Source organism: Paenibacillus sp. FSL R7-0297, assembly GCF_038009025.1.
In the GTDB taxonomy this organism is placed as follows: Bacteria; Bacillota; Bacilli; order Paenibacillales; family Paenibacillaceae; genus Paenibacillus_AQ.
Window position 1 is genome coordinate 6,072,481 of the sequence record NZ_JBBPAQ010000001.1, and the last position, 19,135, is coordinate 6,091,615.

5 protein-coding genes are annotated in these 19,135 nt (G+C 51.9%); all 5 read right to left on the reverse strand.

Annotated elements, in window-relative coordinates; translation table 11 throughout:
- Window positions 1-31 precede the first annotated feature (31 nt).
- On the reverse strand, window positions 32-1,213 hold the full coding sequence (locus MKZ24_RS26665; protein ID WP_042234870.1) for a MalY/PatB family protein: 1,182 nt from the start codon (window positions 1,211-1,213) through the stop codon (window positions 32-34).
- Window positions 1,214-1,295: 82 nt separating this feature from the next.
- Window positions 1,296-1,658 (reverse strand): LytR/AlgR family response regulator transcription factor, encoded by a 363-nt coding sequence (locus tag MKZ24_RS26670; RefSeq protein WP_340788466.1) that lies wholly within the window; start codon window positions 1,656-1,658, stop codon window positions 1,296-1,298.
- Between the two features lie 160 nt (window positions 1,659-1,818).
- On the reverse strand, window positions 1,819-2,508 hold the full coding sequence (locus MKZ24_RS26675) for a S1 family peptidase (protein ID WP_340788468.1): 690 nt from the start codon (window positions 2,506-2,508) through the stop codon (window positions 1,819-1,821).
- 31 nt (window positions 2,509-2,539) lie between these two features.
- Complete coding sequence (locus tag MKZ24_RS26680; protein WP_340788471.1) at window positions 2,540-11,257, reverse strand: chitobiase/beta-hexosaminidase C-terminal domain-containing protein; 8,718 nt, start codon at window positions 11,255-11,257, stop codon at window positions 2,540-2,542.
- Window positions 11,258-11,338: 81 nt separating this feature from the next.
- Window positions 11,339-19,129, reverse strand: a complete 7,791-nt coding sequence (locus tag MKZ24_RS26685; RefSeq protein ID WP_340788474.1) for an S-layer homology domain-containing protein — start codon at window positions 19,127-19,129, stop codon at window positions 11,339-11,341.
- Window positions 19,130-19,135 lie beyond the last annotated feature (6 nt).

Below are 19,135 nucleotides of genomic sequence, written 5' to 3' on the forward strand. Positions count from 1 at the left end.
AATATAGCTTCTAATTTACGGTACGCTACCTTTATTGCTGAACATATGGAGCAGCAGCCTGAGTGAACCGCTCCAGCGCTTCGGCAAGAATGGAACGCGGACAGGCCAGATTAATACGCAGATGGCCTTGGCCTTCCGTTCCGAAGACAGAGCCTTCATTAAAAGCCACCTTGGCCTCACGGTACATCAGCTTCTTAAGTCCGTCCGCATCCAGCCCCAGGGCCCGGCAATCGATCCACAGCAGATAGGTGGCTTCAGGCTTCATCGGCTTCACCTGCGGCAGATGCTCTGCGAGGTAGCTGATGGCATACCCGGCATTGCCGCTGACATGCTGCACCAGCTCATCCAGCCATTCTCCGCCTTCATTGTAAGCCGCCTCAACCGCCTCCGGCGTGAAGAATGCCGACATATGCAGGCTGAGTGCCTTGAGCTTATAGTCAAATTTACGTTTCAGCTCCGGGTTCGAGGTTACGATATACGAGGTTTGCAGGCCCGGCAGATTGAAGGTCTTGGTCGCAGCCAGTGTAGTCAGTGTAATATCCGACAGCTCCGGTGACAGGGAAGCAAACGGGATATGCTTGTAACCCGGCATCGCCATATCGCAGTGAATCTCATCCGAAATTACCGTCACACCATACCGCAGGCACAGCTCCCCAAGACGCAGCAGCTCTTCCCGCTCCCACACTCTGCCGCCAGGATTATGCGGACTGCACAGCAGCAGCAGCTTGGCGCCGCCGGCCATCAGCTCTTCTAGCTGGATATAATCCATAACATAATGGCCTTCTTCGAGCTTCAGCGGGTTGATCGCCACCTTGCGGTCATTCATCCGGATCACATCATAGAAAGGATAGTAGACCGGCGACTGCAGAATCACCTGATCTCCCGGCTGGCTGAACAGCTCTACGGACAGGCTGAGCGAGGTCACAATTCCCGGGGAATCGGTAATCCATTCCTTCTGAATCTCCCAGTTATGACGGCTGCGGTACCACCCGGCAATCGCCTCCTTGTAGGAGTCACTCGTCACACTATAGCCGTACACCCCTTCCTGTACACGGCGCAGAATCGCTTCCTTCACGGCAGGAGGGCTCTCAAAGTCCATATCCGCGACCCAAAGCGGAAGAATCTCCTTGTCTCCGAACAGCTTCTCGGACTGGTCCCATTTGTATGAGCGGGTATTGCGGCGGTCAATGATACGGTTAAAATCGTACTTCAACTAAAATCACCCCATCCTTTCTGCTTGTCCGTTTATTGTAACATGGAGAGAGCCTTCCGGCATCCTGATTCAGTCTGGCGCTTCAGCTTCCCTTACGCAGCCGCTCGAGTGACTGGCCCAGCCGGACCTCCTCCAGCGGCTTCAGCATATAATCCACAATGTCTTGGTCGAAGGCCCATAGGGCATGCTGTTTGCTCTCGGTGACAATCACAATTTGAATATCAGGCAGCTTCTTTTTTACCCGTTCGGCTACAATTATTCCTTGCTGGCCGGGCAGCTGAAGATCCAGAAACAGCACATCCGGCTGCAGCAGAACAATTTTGTCCACGACGTTCTCGGGATAGGCTGACATGCCAATTACATTCACTTTACCTGTATGCTGCAGCATGGAAGACAGCTTATAAAGATCCTTCTGGTTCATATCCAGCAGAAATGCCTTAATCACTCGGGTTCCTCCTCCTTCCGGACGGGTGAATTACGCAGTCTATCGGTACAGGCTTCTAAAAAAAGTGCTGTCCCCCGTTTGCTACAAACGTCAGAGGACAGCCATTGTTATTCTTATTTTGCAGCCTTCATTGTTGTCTGAGCTGCTTCTGAAATGAACTCTACTTGAAGGTTGCCGGCAGCAGGCTGCGCAGATCCTCCATATTTACAACCAGATGAATGTTGTTCATGGTCCGCAGCGAACCGGAGATAATTCCGGCAAGCTGGCCATGCGTATCCAGCAGTGGTCCTCCGGACATCCCGCTTGCCACCTGGGCCGAAGTCAGAATCCGGCTTCTTCCATTGATCTCCGCAGCAGGTGTGTTGACAATCCCTTCGGTGATGATCGCTGTATTCTTAAGCGGATAGCCCAGTGCGAATACTGCCTCTCCATGCTTCAGGACGTCCTTACGCAGCGGAAGATAAGCATACGCATTACCCTTCTGCTTCATAGCAGCAGGACTTGGCAATTCAAGAACAGCCACATCCTTAAGCTCATCGAATTTCGTGACTTTGATCGGACTGATAATACTACCATCCGCCATCACTCCTTCCATCCGCTCCGCACCTTTGACCACGTGATACGCCGTTGCCGCTGTTCCGGCCGGAGACAGGATAATTCCTGTCCCCGTGGAACTTGCGGTGCCGTCACTTTTGAGTACCCGCAGATAGAACATGGCTTCATTCGCAATTCCGTAGCTCTGTTCAGCGTTATACACACTTGGTGTATCGGCGCTCGTAGTGCCTGAATAGAAGAGCACTGCCGAGATCAATGAGAAGATCAGGCTTACGGCAAGCAGTTTTGATTTCATCCGCCAATCTCCTTCATAAAAGAATTACAAATTATTGCACAACCGACATGATATCTTTGTAAGCCCAGTGGGTTGCCTGAAGATCCTTGAAGCGTACTGCTGTTACAGTCAGCTTCTTCGTACCGGCAATCCGGTTGATCAGCACTACAGCCTGAGCACGGGTAATCGGTGATCCCGGTTTAAATGTGCCGTCTGGGAAGCCTTGTACATAACCTGCTTTGGACAGGGCATTCACATAATTCTCTGACCAGTGGCCCTTCAGATCCGACTGCTTCGTAACTCCGGTATCTGTAACGTCCAGCTTCAGCACTGTAGTCATGATCTTGGAGAACTCGGCTCGCGTCAAGCCCTTCGCTCCGCCGAAGCCGCCGTCCGGATAACCTTCAATAATTCCTGCCGAAGCGAAGAATCCGGTCAAAGCCTCGTTGCCTGCACTTACATCATTGAACAGGTTTCCTACATTCACCTCTTCCATATCCAGCAGCGGAGCAAGGGATTGGATCAGCTCATATCTGGTAATGGCTGCATTTGGCATAAACAACCCATTCGGATAAGCAGCAATATACTTAATTTCTCCAGCATTGCTCTTCAGGCTGTACTTGGCATTCTCCACCACATACTCGATGGTAGTGACAGTATCGTCCTTATCTGTGATCGCTTTGATCGTCATGGTCTTGGTAATCAACAGCTCACCGGTGTATTTCATGCTGTTTAATGTCGGTGTGCTTCCGTCCGTTGTATAGTAGATCGTCTGCCCTTCTGGAGCTGTAAGCTTCAGCTTGCTGTTCTTGGCGATTTTGACTGGAGCTTCACTGTCTCCATTCACTGTCGATCCGCCTGCAATAGCCGTAACCACTGGGGTTGCTGGCTTAGGTGTTGGACTCGGAGCCGGAACAACAGGTCCAGGACCCCCGGAGCCTGGACCAGAACCAGGGCCAGGATTAGGTACTACAAGCGTCCAGGTCCAGGTTGCAGCCGGACTGTATTCCTTGCCTGGTACAATAGTGATAGCTTTAACCGTCGAAGTGCTCTTAAGAACGATAGCTCCGTTGTACAGCATTGATGCTTCGGTAGGATTCGTACCGTCCAGTGTATAGTAGATACTTCCTCCCTGCTCGCCTGTTGCAAGTTCCACCTTCACTTCACTGGTGAAATTCTTATCCTCAGGTGTTGCAGTTGGTACAACTGCCGAGCCCGGGTATTGCAGTGCAGCCGCATTAACTGTAATGCTTCTGCTCTGTCCTCCGGCTGTTGCCTTCAGTACTGCACTGCCCCCCTGTTTCAAGCTTCCTGCAGCCCCGTTCACATCAGCCTTGGACGGATCTGCACTCCATACTAGGGCTCCGCTGCCGCTCAAGCTGAATCCCGAATCTACACGATTAATCAGATCCTGCGGGTTCAGTATTACAGCCGCAGAAGCAAGAGTTCCTTCGTCTGTTCCGTTAAAGGCCAGAAGTACCGGATAGAATGTGTTCTGTGCTGTCCAGATTCCGGCATCCAGACCAGCAGGTAGATTCTTGCGGGTCAGTTCTGTGCCAAGCAGCCCCATTGCACTACTGCTGTTGCCAGCTACTGCTTGACCAGCCAGATTGTAGAACGCAATATTATTCTTCAGCATTTGTCTGTTGAACAAGGATTGGCTGATGGTTGCATGATCTGACTTCTGTCCGGCAATCCCTCCGAAGAAGGCCTGCAGCGGAAGGATTTTGCCTTTCACTCCAGCTTTCACTTCTCCGGTATTCAGGGAAGAAGTAATCGCTCCGCTCTCCGCCAGACCGGAGATACCGCCTGCCCATGCTGTAGACATTCCTTCTGCGTAAATAGTCCCGGCAGAATAGCTGTTCTTGATCTCTCCCGCGTTCAGACCGCTGATTCCTCCGGCTATGGCCTGGGCTGAAGCCACATGAATATCACTATAGGACATCGATTCGGTAATTATGCCTTCCGCACTGTTCTCGCCGGCGATGCCGCCGGTTGCCAGTGTGGCAGTAACATCAATATTGCCTTTGGACACTGCCTGGTGAATCACTCCGGCGTTGCGTCCGGCAATTCCACCTTTACGGCCTTGTCCCGAAAGAGTAACTCCGTCATTAGCTGCCTTCTCAATGAGTCCTTGATTCACACCTGCAGCTCCGCCTGCTGTGGCACTGCCAGCTACAGAACCACTGACGTTAACCTTGCGAATTACTGCATCTGCGTAATTGATCCCTGCAGCAATCCCGGAATTCACTGCGCCGGAAATTTCCGCTCCGGTAAAGTTAACATTCAGAAGCTGACCGTGGTTTTCTTTAATGAATCCAGCTGTCTGCTGCTCTGAGGTATTCAGTGAAAGTCCGCTAATCGTATGGCCTTGACCGTCAAATACTCCCTTAAAGCTGTCGAAAGCGGTCCAAGTGCTTCCGGCAAGATTAATGTCCGCCCCAAGCAGGATGGTTATCAGCTCCGGTTTGTCGTCAGCTGTTCTATTGAACAGCTTGTAATAATTCAGGCCTGTCTCGTTATAGAACATGACTGCACCCGAGAGCTGCAGCGGAGTCTGGACCGTGATTGTTCCGTCTGTCAGATCGTTCAGGAAGGAGGTATCATAATCCATAATCCATGTGCCTGAGCTGAGCGGATTAACCGCTGCTGAACTCACAGCGCCAGCTGCCGCACCTGCATTGTGGCCTATAGCCTTCAGTCCTGACGTCAGCGTACCTGTCGTATACGACGAACCGGAAATTTTGCCGTCCCGGAAGTTATAGCCGACCAGTGCGCCTGTAGAGACGTTATTGCCTGCTACATTAACGGAAATCTCCGGAACATTGGCATAGACGCCTGTCAGAGTCCCGTCATTATATCCGGCAAAGCCACCATTGTAAGAACGGGTCGAAGACTTCACTCCGACTGTAGAAATCTTGTTCTGCAATGCGTAAGAATTGCTGATGCTGCCGCTTCTCTCCACCGCTGCTGCGAAACCGCCGCTGCGTGTGTCGAAGCCGGTATTGCTGATATCACCGGAAGCATAAGAGTCCGAAATCGAATAATGATCTACTGAACCTGCGAAGCCGCCGACATAAGAGCCTAATCTGCCGCTGACATTCTGCTTGCCTGCTGCATAGGATTTCTGAATTTGTCCTGCAAGCGTACCGTTATCACCCAGAAGTCCGGCAAAGCCGCCCGCATAGATGGTATTGTCCTGATTGGTATCAGTGATTTGTACCGGAATATCCGTATGGGTATACGTAATTTTTACAGTATCCCCCATACCGATTACCCCGCCGGCATGTGTCGCCGGTACAGATTGACCCAGTGTTAACGCTGTGCCAACCGTCAAAGCTTGTCCAGATCCGGCGATCACCTTGCTGTAATGAATTTCGCCGCCTGATCCCCAGCCGACCAGCCCGCCGGTATTATACACTCTGCTGGTATCCGCATGCAGACCGGTCTTCACGATGGTATCTACAATGATACCGCTGCTGTATCCAGCAACTCCGCCTGCATTCACCGTGTTGCCGCCGGTTACATTCAGCCCGGAAGCAACCTCTGAACTATAGATTGAGGCATTGTCGTTCTTGCCTGCCACACCGCCCACATAGAGATCAGCACTATTGTCTGCTCCAGTGACCGTTATCTTGCCGCTTTGAACTTTGGCAATGTAAATGCCGCTGTACAGCGGATAGGCTTTGCCGAAATCAAAGCCCTGGTCGATATCATCCGCAGAGACCATTCCGGCAATCCCGCCGACTACTGCATCGCCGTTCTTCGCTGCAACCTGAAGATCAGGTGATGCATCCGCATGGTACAGGATAGAATTCACACTCTCTCCCAGGATACCTCCGGCAGTGATGGCTTCACCTGCGGCCTGCAAAGAAGCATTGAACCGGACATCATGGATCGCCGTATGGACAGCCGATCCGGCAATCCCCCCGATAACAGCCTTCAGGCTGTCACCCGTAGTAGACAGCTTCACGCCTTCAACTGCTGCATGTTCAATGTCAAAGCTGTTTCCTGGGTCAATGGACCGGGCCAACATTCCGCCCAGCTTGCCTTCTTTAACGCCCACAACACCACCGGCAGTACCGTTGGCGGTCAACTGCACACCGCTTCCGAAGCCTGTCACTGTGATATTGCTGATGCTGTTTCCGGCATCCGATTGGCCGATGATGCCGCCGAGAATCGAGCCGAGTCCGCGTGCTTCAAGCGTTCCGTCAGCGAAGGACAGCGTAATATCCTTCGCCTGGCCCGAGGTGAATTGGCCAATGAGTCCGCCGACAGTGGATTCCATTCCCGTAGCCGAAACCCGGTAACGTGAATTCACTTCATGCTCAATACCTGTTACATCACCCGTCTGGACTCCGATAAGCCCGCCGACAATCGCATGGTCAGCAGCGCTGCCTGTGCTTCCGTCTATATCCTTAATGGTATAAGTCCCGGTTGTGAAATCTGCTGTATTCTCACCGATTAATCCACCGGCAACGCCGTGGTCAGCAACCGTCTCAATCCGGCTTCCGCCGTCCAGCGTAAGGTGGAGTCCGGTGATACTGCCTGAGTTGCTGCCGATCATCCCCCCGACAATTCCGCCGCTGACCTTCACGCCGCCAAGCAGCTTAAGGTCCACATTGTTCACTGTACCCAGGTTCATCCCGGCAAGGACTCCGGTGTACTGGTTGCCCGCAACAGAGAGCGGCTCCAGATTGATATTCTGAACGATCGCCTTCGTACCAATGACTCCGAACAATCCGGAATGAGTGTACACCGGCTGCAAGGTTAAGCCATCGATCAAGTGATTGTTTCCTTCGAAGGTTCCTTCAAAAGGATTGATTACCTTGTTGCCGATCGGAACCCACTGCTTGGACTGGATATGGATCGGATTCATGATCGTCACCGTTCTGTCCGTGAAGTCGAATTTGTCCGCACCGGCAATCGTGCCGTTGACAATCGCTGCCAGACCGGCAAGCTCTGCTTCCGTAGTAATCTGGAAGCTGATAGCATCCTTATCCTTCATGTACCAGTTGATATTGGCATTGACATCATTACCGATATCACCGCCGGTATTGGCTGCACGGTTTACTTCAGGATACTGGTAAACTGCGTTTAGCGAGCCGTATTTCCACGCGCCTTCAAAGTCCCAGCCTGACAAGCCAGGGAAGACCGTTCTATCCTTCAGCGTTTCGGAGAGGATCGTAGTCAGCCGCACATGCACATTCAGCCAGCGGTGATTGCCCTCTGCGAAATCTGGCAGGTCAGAGTTGATGTTGAGCGCTTCATCTTTAATGTAATAAGACTTGTAGAGCAGCTCTTTGCTTGCATTGTCATACCGTCCGGCGAAGCCGCCGGCATAAGCGCCCGAACCAGCAGTAACTTGCGCCGCCGAGTATACATTGTTCACTTTACCGTTAGTTATTCTGCCGATGAAGCCGCCAACGTAAGAATTGGCTTTGGCAGCTGCTACACTTTTGGCTACATAAGAGTTCTTGATGGTACCGCCGGAGTGTTCCCCGACCAGACCGCCGACATTCGTATATACACCGTTTGCCGTAACCTTGGAGGAGGTATAGGATTGCTCCACCGTACCGGCTGTGTTTCTGCCGATCAGCCCGCCCAGGTAGACCGATCCGCTTGCTGTTCCTGTTGCATTGCCTGTAACGTCGATATCTACATAGGAGCCGAGAACTGCCCCTGCATTCTCACCTACCAGTCCGCCACCCAGGGTGCCTACACCCTCGATGGTCAAGTTGGCATTGGAATACGTATAATAGAGAGTTCCTGTTGCCGTGTTCACCCCGGCCAAACCGCCGATGATAGAAGAATTGCCTCTGGAGATTACTGTGATCTTATCAGTAATGCTGTTATTGGCAATCAGAGTGCGGTTCTCACCGACCATCCCGCCCACGATTGAAGTAGGTGAAACAGCGGATACCGTACCGAGTGTACGCGTATTCTGAATCGTACTAACCGCTGTGGCCGGATTCAATACGGGATCAATCGTCTGGGCATCATTCAAGCCCACAATCCCCCCGATATAAGATGAAACCGCTCCGGCGTTAGCCTTCAGATTCAGAGCACTTATATAACTGTTCACAATAATCCCTGAAGAGCTACCGTGATTGTACCCTGCAACCCCCCCGGCAGTAGCGCGTGGTGCATTAATCGTCAGATTTACCGTTGTACCTACCAGACGGTCAAGCTTGGAGGCATCATTGTAGCCGACAATACCGCCAATATAGGCATCTGTAGCGGCTGGCGCCACCAGAATCAACATATTTTCCAAATTCACTAGTTTGCTGTCACTGTAGATAGCGCTGTTCTCAAGTGTGCCCGCCAAGCCGCCGACAGACGGTTTAGCTGCCTGCGCTTGAATGAACGCCTGCGCGTCATCCGCTGCGTTCACTTCCGGATTATTAATATCCGTAGTTTTCGCAGCCCCTACGATTGCTCCCGCTTTGGATTCCCCGGCTGTCAGCGTAATCATCGGGTCATACCCGGGAACATTCAGCACAGCTGACTTCATTCCCGCCCGGTCAGCAGGAGCTGCCGGTCCTTCCGAATGTCCGGCAATCCCGCCGGCTTCAGCACGTACACCATTCGCCTCAATAGACAGCTGGGTAACTGTAGCATTAACCAGTTGACCGGTATTGAGACCGGTATTACCGCCGAGCACGTTATCCGCACCCGTTGAAGTGATGACTACATTCTCCGCATGATTGAACGGAGCCGCTGCTGCCGAATGGTTCTCACCGAACATTCCGCCAGCTTTTACCGAAGCACCTGTAGCCTTGATTTCAGTACGGCTCGTGTGTCCGTTGAACTGGGCAGCCGAGTTATTCCCTGCGCCACCGCCGAAGCTGACCTTGTCGGCCTTCAGTTCAACCAGCAAATCCTTTACTTCCGCAGGCACGGCGACAGTGCCGATTACCGCATCCGCAGTAAGCTTACCGGCTGCGCCGCCGATGGTATATCCGCTTGTGCCGGCTTCATTCAGGAAGCTGATCCGGGCAGCCTTACCGCCAGTCAGAACCAGAGGCTTAGTGTTCACGCCTACAAGTCCGCCGAACGTGATGTTATCCTGGCCGTCTCCCGGAGCGGCCACCACAGCTTTCAGAATTAACGTGCTGTAGCTTGCCGAGGAAGCATCTCCGGCAGTGATGTTGTTCATGGTTCCTTGCGCGTTGCCGACAATTCCGCCGGCAACCCCGCCTGCAGAAGTTAACTGCAGTGTTGCATATTTAACAGAAGAATCATTCAAGGTACCTTCCAGATAGCCGGCGATTCCCCCGGTCGTGCCATCTGAAGTTATCGCCAGAAGATCGTCTGCGGTTTTGCCGGTTACTGAGGATGTAATCATTCCGCCGGCTTCATACCCTACGATACCGCCGGTGTATACATCCGCTGTACCTTTTACATTCAGAGCACCTTTGGAGGAAGCCTGGCTCATATTCCCGCCGGCATCATAACCCGCAATCCCACCGGTGTATACTGCGGTTCCCCCGTTAACAGAGATAAGCGCTGTATTCTCAAACGCTGCTGCTGTGGCGTTGCTCGTTACCAGTCCGCCTGCAGCATATCCGACAAATCCGCCAGTAAATACATTTTGTGTACCTGTAGCTGTAATCGGCTGCGTGTTGATGTAAGCATGTGTCCAGGTGAACTTGCTGCCGGTGTAACCGGCAACTCCTCCTGTGTATACATTCTTACCGCCGTTATTGACAACCGGAGCGGTATTTACGAACGTAATCCCAACCTCCGGACTGACTACCGTTCCTGTCGCACCCACCAGTGCCCCGGCTGCCGAGCCTTCTGCTGCAGGTGCATTAATCGTAACTGCACCCTTGTTGGTAGTCATGTTAGAGAATACTACGGTATTGTCCACTTTACCGGCAATTCCGCCTGCCACAACCTGGTTTCCGCCAGCGATGGTGACAGAAGCATTATTGATGATTGGAGTGTCTTCATCACTCAGACTAAGCGGTCCTGTAGTATGACCTGCAATCCCGCCTGCGGTGAGAACGGCACTGTCAGTACCTTGTGCGAGAATTGCTCCATTATTGACCACTTTTTTGATGATGATGCCTCTGGATGTGCCATAGCCCAGGATCCCGCCGATATCAGCTGAGCCTTGCGCCGTAATGGTTCCGTTGTTGATAGAGTTAGAGATCATACCTTCGCCCATTCCGACAATTCCTCCCGTGAAGGAGCGGTACGGATAAGCGTGAGTGCTGATGCTGATATTGTTGGTAATATCGAAAACGATGCTGCTGCCGCTCATTTTACCTACTGCGGAGCCTGCATATACATCATAGGTTACACCTGTGACAGTGATGGAGCCTGTGTCAAAGATTAGGCCGCCTATAGTACCGCCCTCCATGTTACCTACCAATCCCTGGTATGAAAGATTCTCTACTACATTCATCCCGGATATTCTCTTCATCAACCCGCCTTCTGTGATCAATGTTCCCCGGAATGGATGCTCAGCCGTACCTATCGGCACCCACTGATAGTCAGAGAGATTCAAGTTGGTAGTAATTTCCATGATTTTCCCTTGCAGGCCGTTACCCGTGCCTTCGTTGACCAGCTTGGCAACACCTGCAAGTTCCTTTGCATTGTTAATTTTGAAGGTATCATTAGTTGGTACATACCATTTGACATCCGCTTGGCTGTCCCAGGTCTGCGGATCAGCCTTAGCCATGATTCCGCCCGCAACTGCCGCAACGACAACCACTGCCAGCGCTATTAAATACCCTATAATTGATTTCCGCTTCAAAGCCATTTTGACACCACCCGAATAGTATTATGAACTCCCAGCAAAGTGTGCCCGCACTCCACAATAGGCGGTACGGGCACATTCTTGTTATTGCTTGGCTGTAATCAATTGATCAAGTCTGATAGCAATGGCTGCCGCCTGTTCACGCGTAAGCGGACTGGACGGATTCACCTTGTTGCCTTCCCCAAGGATAACGCCGTTCTTGATGCTCATTGCTACTGCTTGTCTTGCCCATGCGGGAACTTTATCTTTATCGGTGAAACCAGCCAGAATTGCTGTTACTTCTGCTTCGCTGATCTCACTGCCTGGGCTGACAAGAGTGAGCAGTCTGCCCAGCATCGTCATGGCTTCCATTCGTGTCAGCGTATCCTGAGGCGCATACTTGCCGCCTTCAAGTCCGGTGACAATACCCAGCTGTGCAGCAATGGACACGCTGCGGTTATACCAGCTGCTGCTGCCGACATCACTGAAGCCTGCAGCAGGTGCCTGCTTGTTCATCAGACCTGCGACGCGCAGCAGAATCGTTGGATACTCTGCTCGGGTCACTTTGCCGGTCGGATCAAAGGTATCTGCAGATTTGCCTAATACGAACAGCTTGGCGGAGGCTGCTGTAATTCCGTCCTTGCCCCAGCCTGCAGGCATATCCTTGAAGTTCTTCTGATTCCGGATGAAGTAGAGGCTGCCTTCTCCGGTCAACTGTACGTTCACTGCCGTACCGCTGCTGTCCAGCTTCCATGGCACAGTAGTCCAGTTACCGGCTGCATCCTTCAGCACGATTGCTGTAATTTCGTTTGCTGCAACCGGCGAAGGAATGGCGATCTTGGCTGCAAGTGCCGGTGTCCAGCTGCCTGCTGGCAGGTTAGCCGTTACCGTAACACCCTGTCCTGCGGCCATAAGCGTGAAGCCCTGCTGATCGGCTATTGTCTTCATGTCCTGCTGATCTGCAGTGCTGCTGCGGCCAATGCCCACCACAAGCTCACCATTCACAGCGGTAAGATTCTCAGGTTCAAGAACCAACCGGCCCATAGGAACCTCGATAGTCACTTTCTTCTTCGCTGCAACGGACTGCTTCACCACATTCTGATCCACATGGATACTGAATGCACGAGCAGCCGGATCTGCGGAACTAACCGTGAGATCGCTGCCCGCTGCGGCCTCTTTATCCGTAATCCGGATTACAGCTGTAAGCCCATTCCATTCAGTGACAACCGGCTGTCCGTTGACAGTTACTTGTGCGGCTGTATCTGGTGCTTGCTCTTCCACTACGCCTGGTGTGGCAGCTCCGCCACCACCGCCGCCACCGCCACCGCCTGTTCCAGCACCGCTGCTGGACCATACAGTTGCTGTAACTTGACCCGCTGCCTTAACCAGCTTATCGGTAGATGTCCGCTTAGCGAGCACGATTACATCACCATAAGAAGCGCTGATTATGCCGTCCAGCGGAAGGAGCGGCCAAGAGCTGACATTATCATCGAAGGCCGGAAGCACAGCGCCGGAACGATAAACCTTGTACGCAATCTGCTGTCCGGTCATATCCCCGGAGGAAGTAATGGTGATCTTGGTGCGGCTGCTGTCTGCATAAACATAAGAAGTGCTGGCTTGAATTGCACCAAGCTTCTCTGGTTTCGGTACGGCTACTGTTGCCGCAACCATGCCTTTGAGCGTTACACCCTCGGACACCTTATACGCTGCTTCAATTAAGCTGGAGCCTGTGGCAAGCGCCGTAACACTGCCATCTGCCGACAAGGACACCGCATCGCCTACAGTAACTGTATAAGTCAGATTCTGCAGATCCTTATCTGCAATTGGCTCATCCTTGAATTTCGGCTTGCCGGTATTCTCGTCCTGTCCATCCGAGACCTTGAGATACGCCTGAACTTTGCCTGTTTGCCCTGGCTCCAGGTCCTTTTCCATTCCCTTCAAAACCAGTGCTACAGGAACCTTGTAACCAGCGTTAGTAATATCCACAACCGCTGTGTTCAGATTCTTTGCCTCATCGGAGGCAACAATGTTAAGTGCCACGGAAGGCTCATCGGATTTGATCTCCACAGTTCCATTAAAGTCCCCCGTCAGCGGGTCCACCTTAAGGGTAGTAGGAATCTCCACTTCCTTGTATTTGCCATCCGGCTGCAATTGGTTCACTGTATATTTCGCTGTCAGCACAGTTCCTGTGGTTGTAGTTCCTGCTACATGAACAGCGCCGTTTGCGGTACGTTCACCCGTTACCGGCTGATCAAGATACAGGACCGGAGCGATCGTATCTACAGTCATATACAGCATAGTGACCGAGATATCCTTGGTCGTCATGTTTCTGGCTCTCAGTTCAAGAGCAAACGGTCCGTCTGTCTGGAACTGGTCGAGATTCAGGACGCCTTGGCTTCCGCCCCCAGCCTTGTTCGTTAAAGCTACCGACCCGATGGACTTCTCAGCATTAAAGACCTCCACCGTCACATTGGACTGGTCTGAAGTGAGCGTCAGCTTCTGCTTCGTTTCACTGGTCAGCAGGTTAATGTAATTTCCCGTATCCTGCACGGTACCAGATCCGCTTGCCATAGTAAGCTTCGGCAGGCTTGGAACCGGCAGCAGCTTCTTGCTGCTGTTCTGGTGCTCGGCATAGTGATAGTTCTGATTCTTGTCCGCATCTTCAGTTGGAACCGTTGCGGCAGTGACACCGATAACATACTCCGTTCCAACCTCCAGACCGGTATACTTCACCTTGGTCACATCCGTAACCGTTCCTTCAAGGCTGGTCGTATTCACTTCATCCGAAGTGGACAGGGCCTTCCATCCTCCGATCAGAATACCTTCATATTTACCAGTTGCTGCATTCCAGTAAGGCTGAAGTTCTTCTTCGGTGTACAAAATTTCGCCAAATGGAGAATAAGACTCCAGCTTGCCGTTCACTTGGGCCTGTGCATCAATGACGAAGCTATGCTCGTAAGCGTTATGTCCCGCTTTTTTGGCTCCCGGCTTGAAGGAGAGTGAGAACAGTCCGTTACCGGCAGGTACAACAGAGACGCTGCTAACAACCTGCGGTGCAAGCGGATCAATGAGCTCGAATCGCTGCGGTGAAGTCTTGGTGCCGAAGGTTGCACTGGATTTCAGCTCGGCCCGCAGATAGTAGTTGCCTTGTCTGAGCAGCCCGCGGATATCCTCGGGATTGCCCATCAGCGTTACATTCGTTACATCAATTACTGTACTGCCGCTGGTTATGCCACCACTGACAGAGCCGCCTGCACCAACCGGCACATCTTTGGCAATCAGCATCCCTGGATCTCCCGGTGACAGCACCTCTTGCCCTTCCACGATAGTCTTTTCAGTGGTTACCGCATCTTCAGCCAGGTACAGATTCACTGTATCTCCTTCTGCTGCGTTGGCTACTTTCCAGGATGCCGTAAATTTATTGACATTCGAGCTATCCTTCGCGAGATTTACTTCGCTGAGCTGAGGCAGGGTTGGAACATTCATCAGCTTGGTTTCTACTGCCGAGACTGCAGTAAGCGTCCAGGTTCCGCCTTTCTTAGCTTCATTCTCAGGGATAATAATGTAAGCTCTGCGGATGTCCACTTCAGCATTAAGCTTGGATGGATCCGGTGATACATCACTTGCAGGAATATATTGTGTAAAAGCATTAGCTTTAGGATTAGGCTTGTCCGGATTCGCAAAGGTTTCGAATATCACCGGATAATCCTTGCCCGCTGCGTCCTGCAGCTTAAATTCCGGCATATCCTTACTGCTGTATTCCATTTCGATAATGGCATTACCGGTTGCAGCCCCCATAGGAATCTCATGGATTCTGCCGCCGTTCTTGACCGTAATGCCGCCTACGCCGACATTAACCGATCCATTCTCAACAATTTTCACACCTTCTGCTACTTCACGGTAGATAATCTCCTGATTCTCTTCCTCAGCAGCAGAGGCGGCCGAAGTGGCAAGAGTCTCTACACCTTCACCAATAACCATCAGGCGCGGTCCATTATCGGGATCATCCACTACGAGCTGAATCATACCATCCGGCAGCTGATCGCTTGATGTACCGAACTCTATGCCCCCGCTCCAGTAGTAGGTAATACCCAGCGAGATGAAGAGAATGCCGATACTGCCCCATACCTTATCATTGTTGACCCCGAGGAACATACTGGACAGCGGCATTCCACCGACAACCGGTACACTATTCGGGATCTGTACTTTGGAGCCGATATAGCCTTCAAAGTCAGTGCGGTTCTTCTCCAGATTCTGTCCGACGAAGATCCCCGCCTTACCGATGATGATATCCCAGCCGCCAATATCCATTGCCGCTTCTACGCGCACGAACCATGGAGTCACCCATTGCGCTTCAAGCAGTGCTTTGGTGAGCATCGGGAGCCGATCGTCTTCCTCCGCTTCCGCATCTGCGGAGAAATCCAGCTTGCCTTCGATCTTGAGGCCAGTGCGCTTCACCGTCAGATCCACATCCCCGAAGAAGTACGCCGGGGCTATTCCGAACCGGAGGCCTACGCCTGCTTCAATGGTCAGCGGAAACGGATCCTGATCTGTTCCACCAGCGATGGTATCGGCCAACTCTCTTACAGCTCCACGTACTGCAGTCAGATAAGTCGCACCCGTAACAATGATACCTGGTGAAGGTAATTCTGCTCCGAAGGCGATGACATCCGGAAGGATCCGGCCGTCTTTTACCTTTTTGAGTGAGAATTCAATCTCCACACCCAGCATATTCTTCAGCTGTGCGGCGAATTGCAATCCATACTCATTGCCTACACCACCATCCTGCACGGCATGTTTAATTGTAACCTCACCACTAGGTGCATCTGGTCCTTCTTCTTCATCCGCGTTCTTCTCTTTTTCCGGTCCGAACAAGCCCATCTCCTCGTTTAGATCGAAGCCGAGTGAAGCATCTACGCCATAGAAGCCGGCGCTGTTGAATATTACATTCTTAATTTCTGCGTTTATTATCTTCAGGGACAATGAGCCGCCGAAGGAAATCCCGCTCTCTCTGAGGATGAAATCATTGAAGGAGAAGCCAAAGCCATCAATAGCGAAGCTTGGTGCTCCAAACAGTGACTGTTTATTGAAGTACACATCCCCGATCATGACCTGGCGCAGCGGGTTCAGTCTGTCGCCCACGCCGCCAATGGCCCATTTCAGACTGCCGTTAAGGCTGTCATCTTCCGGGTTGCCTTCATTGCCCTCTTCCTCTTCTTCCTCTTCTTCATCATCCTCCGGTGTTTCCACCTTGGACGGATTGTAATTCTCATCTCCAAGGGATTTGGAGAAGCCGTTGAAGAAATCAAGCGTCCATTCTCCCTTATGGAAGACAAAGCCGCTGCTAGCTACGCTTAGTGTTCCATCACCTTTAATGAACAAGGTATCCAGGAATGGGACATCATCCGGCAGGGAGTTCCCGAAGATATCCAGCTTGCCGCGTACAAAAGCCAGGTCCTTGCCTGTATATGCTACGGCATCATTGATAATTGCCGGTTCAGTTTTGGTATCGACAATGACCTGTTCGTCCTTATTCGAACCTACCTGCTTAATCATGCCTCGGATCGTAACTAGAATCTCACGATCGAATTCCGGTTCTTCCGCCTCCACTTCTTCCTTGAAGGCTTCAAAGTCTTCTTCCGTTGCAAACAATTTATAAGCATACATCGGAGTCTCGGCAAGCGCATCATCATCCATGAATTCACTGATATCAAATTCAGGATCTACCGCCTTGCTCGCTGCTCCGAACAATGCTTTGGTTTTTTTATAATCGGTAACAGCGGAATACAGGAAAGCCCCATCTTCAAACGGCTCACCCGGGAACAGCGAATTCAGCTGATCCAGTAATTCACCCTCTACAGATGACCCGTTTGCCAGGCCGCTGATATCCACAGATTCCCTGTAAACGACCATAATGCCCGCTTCACGGATCCGCGTCTCATCATTATCTGTAACCAGGAAGGATTGCGGGGTAGTAATATCGTAAAGAGCTGCTACTTCCTCGTCGCCTCCGGCATCGCCTTTATAGTCGATCTCAACTGCGTATTCACCAAGCGGCAGCTCAGGTCCCAGTCCGGATTCCAGCACATTGCCGCCTTCATCAACCCGTTCCCCGCCGCGGTAAGTAATCCGCATGGCACCGGAGAAACCATCGTCTGTAGGCTGCATAACCACTGCATCCTGCACATTCACCTTGTACCGGCTTCCGGAGACCAGATCCTTGAGGTACAGGTCAAAGTTCGGTGCTGTGGTTGCATTGCCCGTATTATAGGCTTCAATGTTCGACAGATTCACAGTCAGATATTTCACATCTGAGCTATACAGCTCTGCCGGTGACAGAGCGTATGAATACGTAGCCGTTGCTTCGCCTACCGGCGGCAGCAGAATGAAGTTTGTACGGTTCGACTCATACTGGGCTTTGATGCCTTCATCCTCGATGCCCTCAATCTTGCCCTGCGTTTCCGGGCTTCTCGCGGAAATCATGTAATCCCGCGTTACCGGCCAAGGTCTGCCTTTAGCCTGAACACGGAAAGTCGCAGTGATAGCATCACCCGGCTTGTACTTCGGCTCAATTCCCAGTGCAGCTTCCTCTGGAGAGGCTGACTTTTTGAATTCCAGCATTTTGCTGCGGCCATTCTCCAAGACAGGATTGCCACTTGCGTCCATGACGTCTTTGCCGCTCTCATCCTGCCTGACAAAGCTGAGGCCGCTCTCCAGCGTCATCTCCACTTCGATCTTGGAGTGCTCCATATTGTAGGCCTGCAGATTCTCAACCTCGGCTGTGATCGTGAAGACTCCGTTGTCCTTGTACTTCGAAGGAACCGTCTCTCCTTCTCCCAGATCAGCCGTAGCCAGCTGTTGAACCTGATCCACATAGCGGATCGAGAACACTTTATCCGGAGCGGAAATTTCTCCAAGCCCATAGACAGTCTCGAAGCTCTGGAAGCCTCCGGCTGCCAGCTTCTCCGGTGTCCAATAGAAGGCAACGGCGGAGTCCGCCGTGCCGTAATCATTGGTGTCTCTGGTGAAGTCCAGGTTGGGATGCACTTCATAATCCCATTTCGTATTCGCCAGGCCGTTCCAGTGCCCGACAATCATTTCATCCACAATATTAATGTTCTGTTCGGCAAAGTTATTGAAGCCATAGGCAACGACATTGGTTGCCTGAGGATTAGTCAAATCCAGCTTGTCGCGCATTACCCAGTAAGAAGGAATCTTGAAGTATGCTCTGTCCTCTTCAGGGATTCCGGCATTATCCTCCGGATTATGCACCAGCTTCCGCTCTACCTGCAGCGGTGACTTGTAGGCTGTTCCAATCTGGAACTGCGGCCCGTCGTTTCCGCCGACCATCGTATCCAGCAGGATCCGGCTTCCGATCTGAACCTGCGCATTGCTCCGGTTATTCACTTCATAGCGGATGTTGACATTTCCGGAGTTTACAGCATCCTTGCTGTCGGTGTAGAGCATCAGAATCTGCTTAATCTCTACGCCTTTAATCCTCCAGATCATCTCCAGCTGCTTCGTGCCATTCGAATTCTCTACCACCTTGGGTGTAGTAGTCTCTGAATAATGACTGTTGTCAAACTTGTACTTATTCCCGTAAATATAATCAGTTCCGTCAATCCGGAACGTCGTGAACGACGTTTCCGGATCATCTCCCTGGAACAGCAAGTTTACGTTGTTGTCATTCTTGCGGATGGGCTGGCCATCCAGGGTCCGAATCCCGTAGCGTCCGGTTTCATTATCCACAGTAACCTTAATAAAGTTATTCTCTACAACAGTTGTCTTTGTACTGCTGGCCGCCTCCACAAGCGCATGAAAGCTCTCGGAGGTGGACAGAAATACCATGATTATTGTGAGCATGAGCGCGGTAGCGCGTTTGAGCAGCTTCACCATGTATTC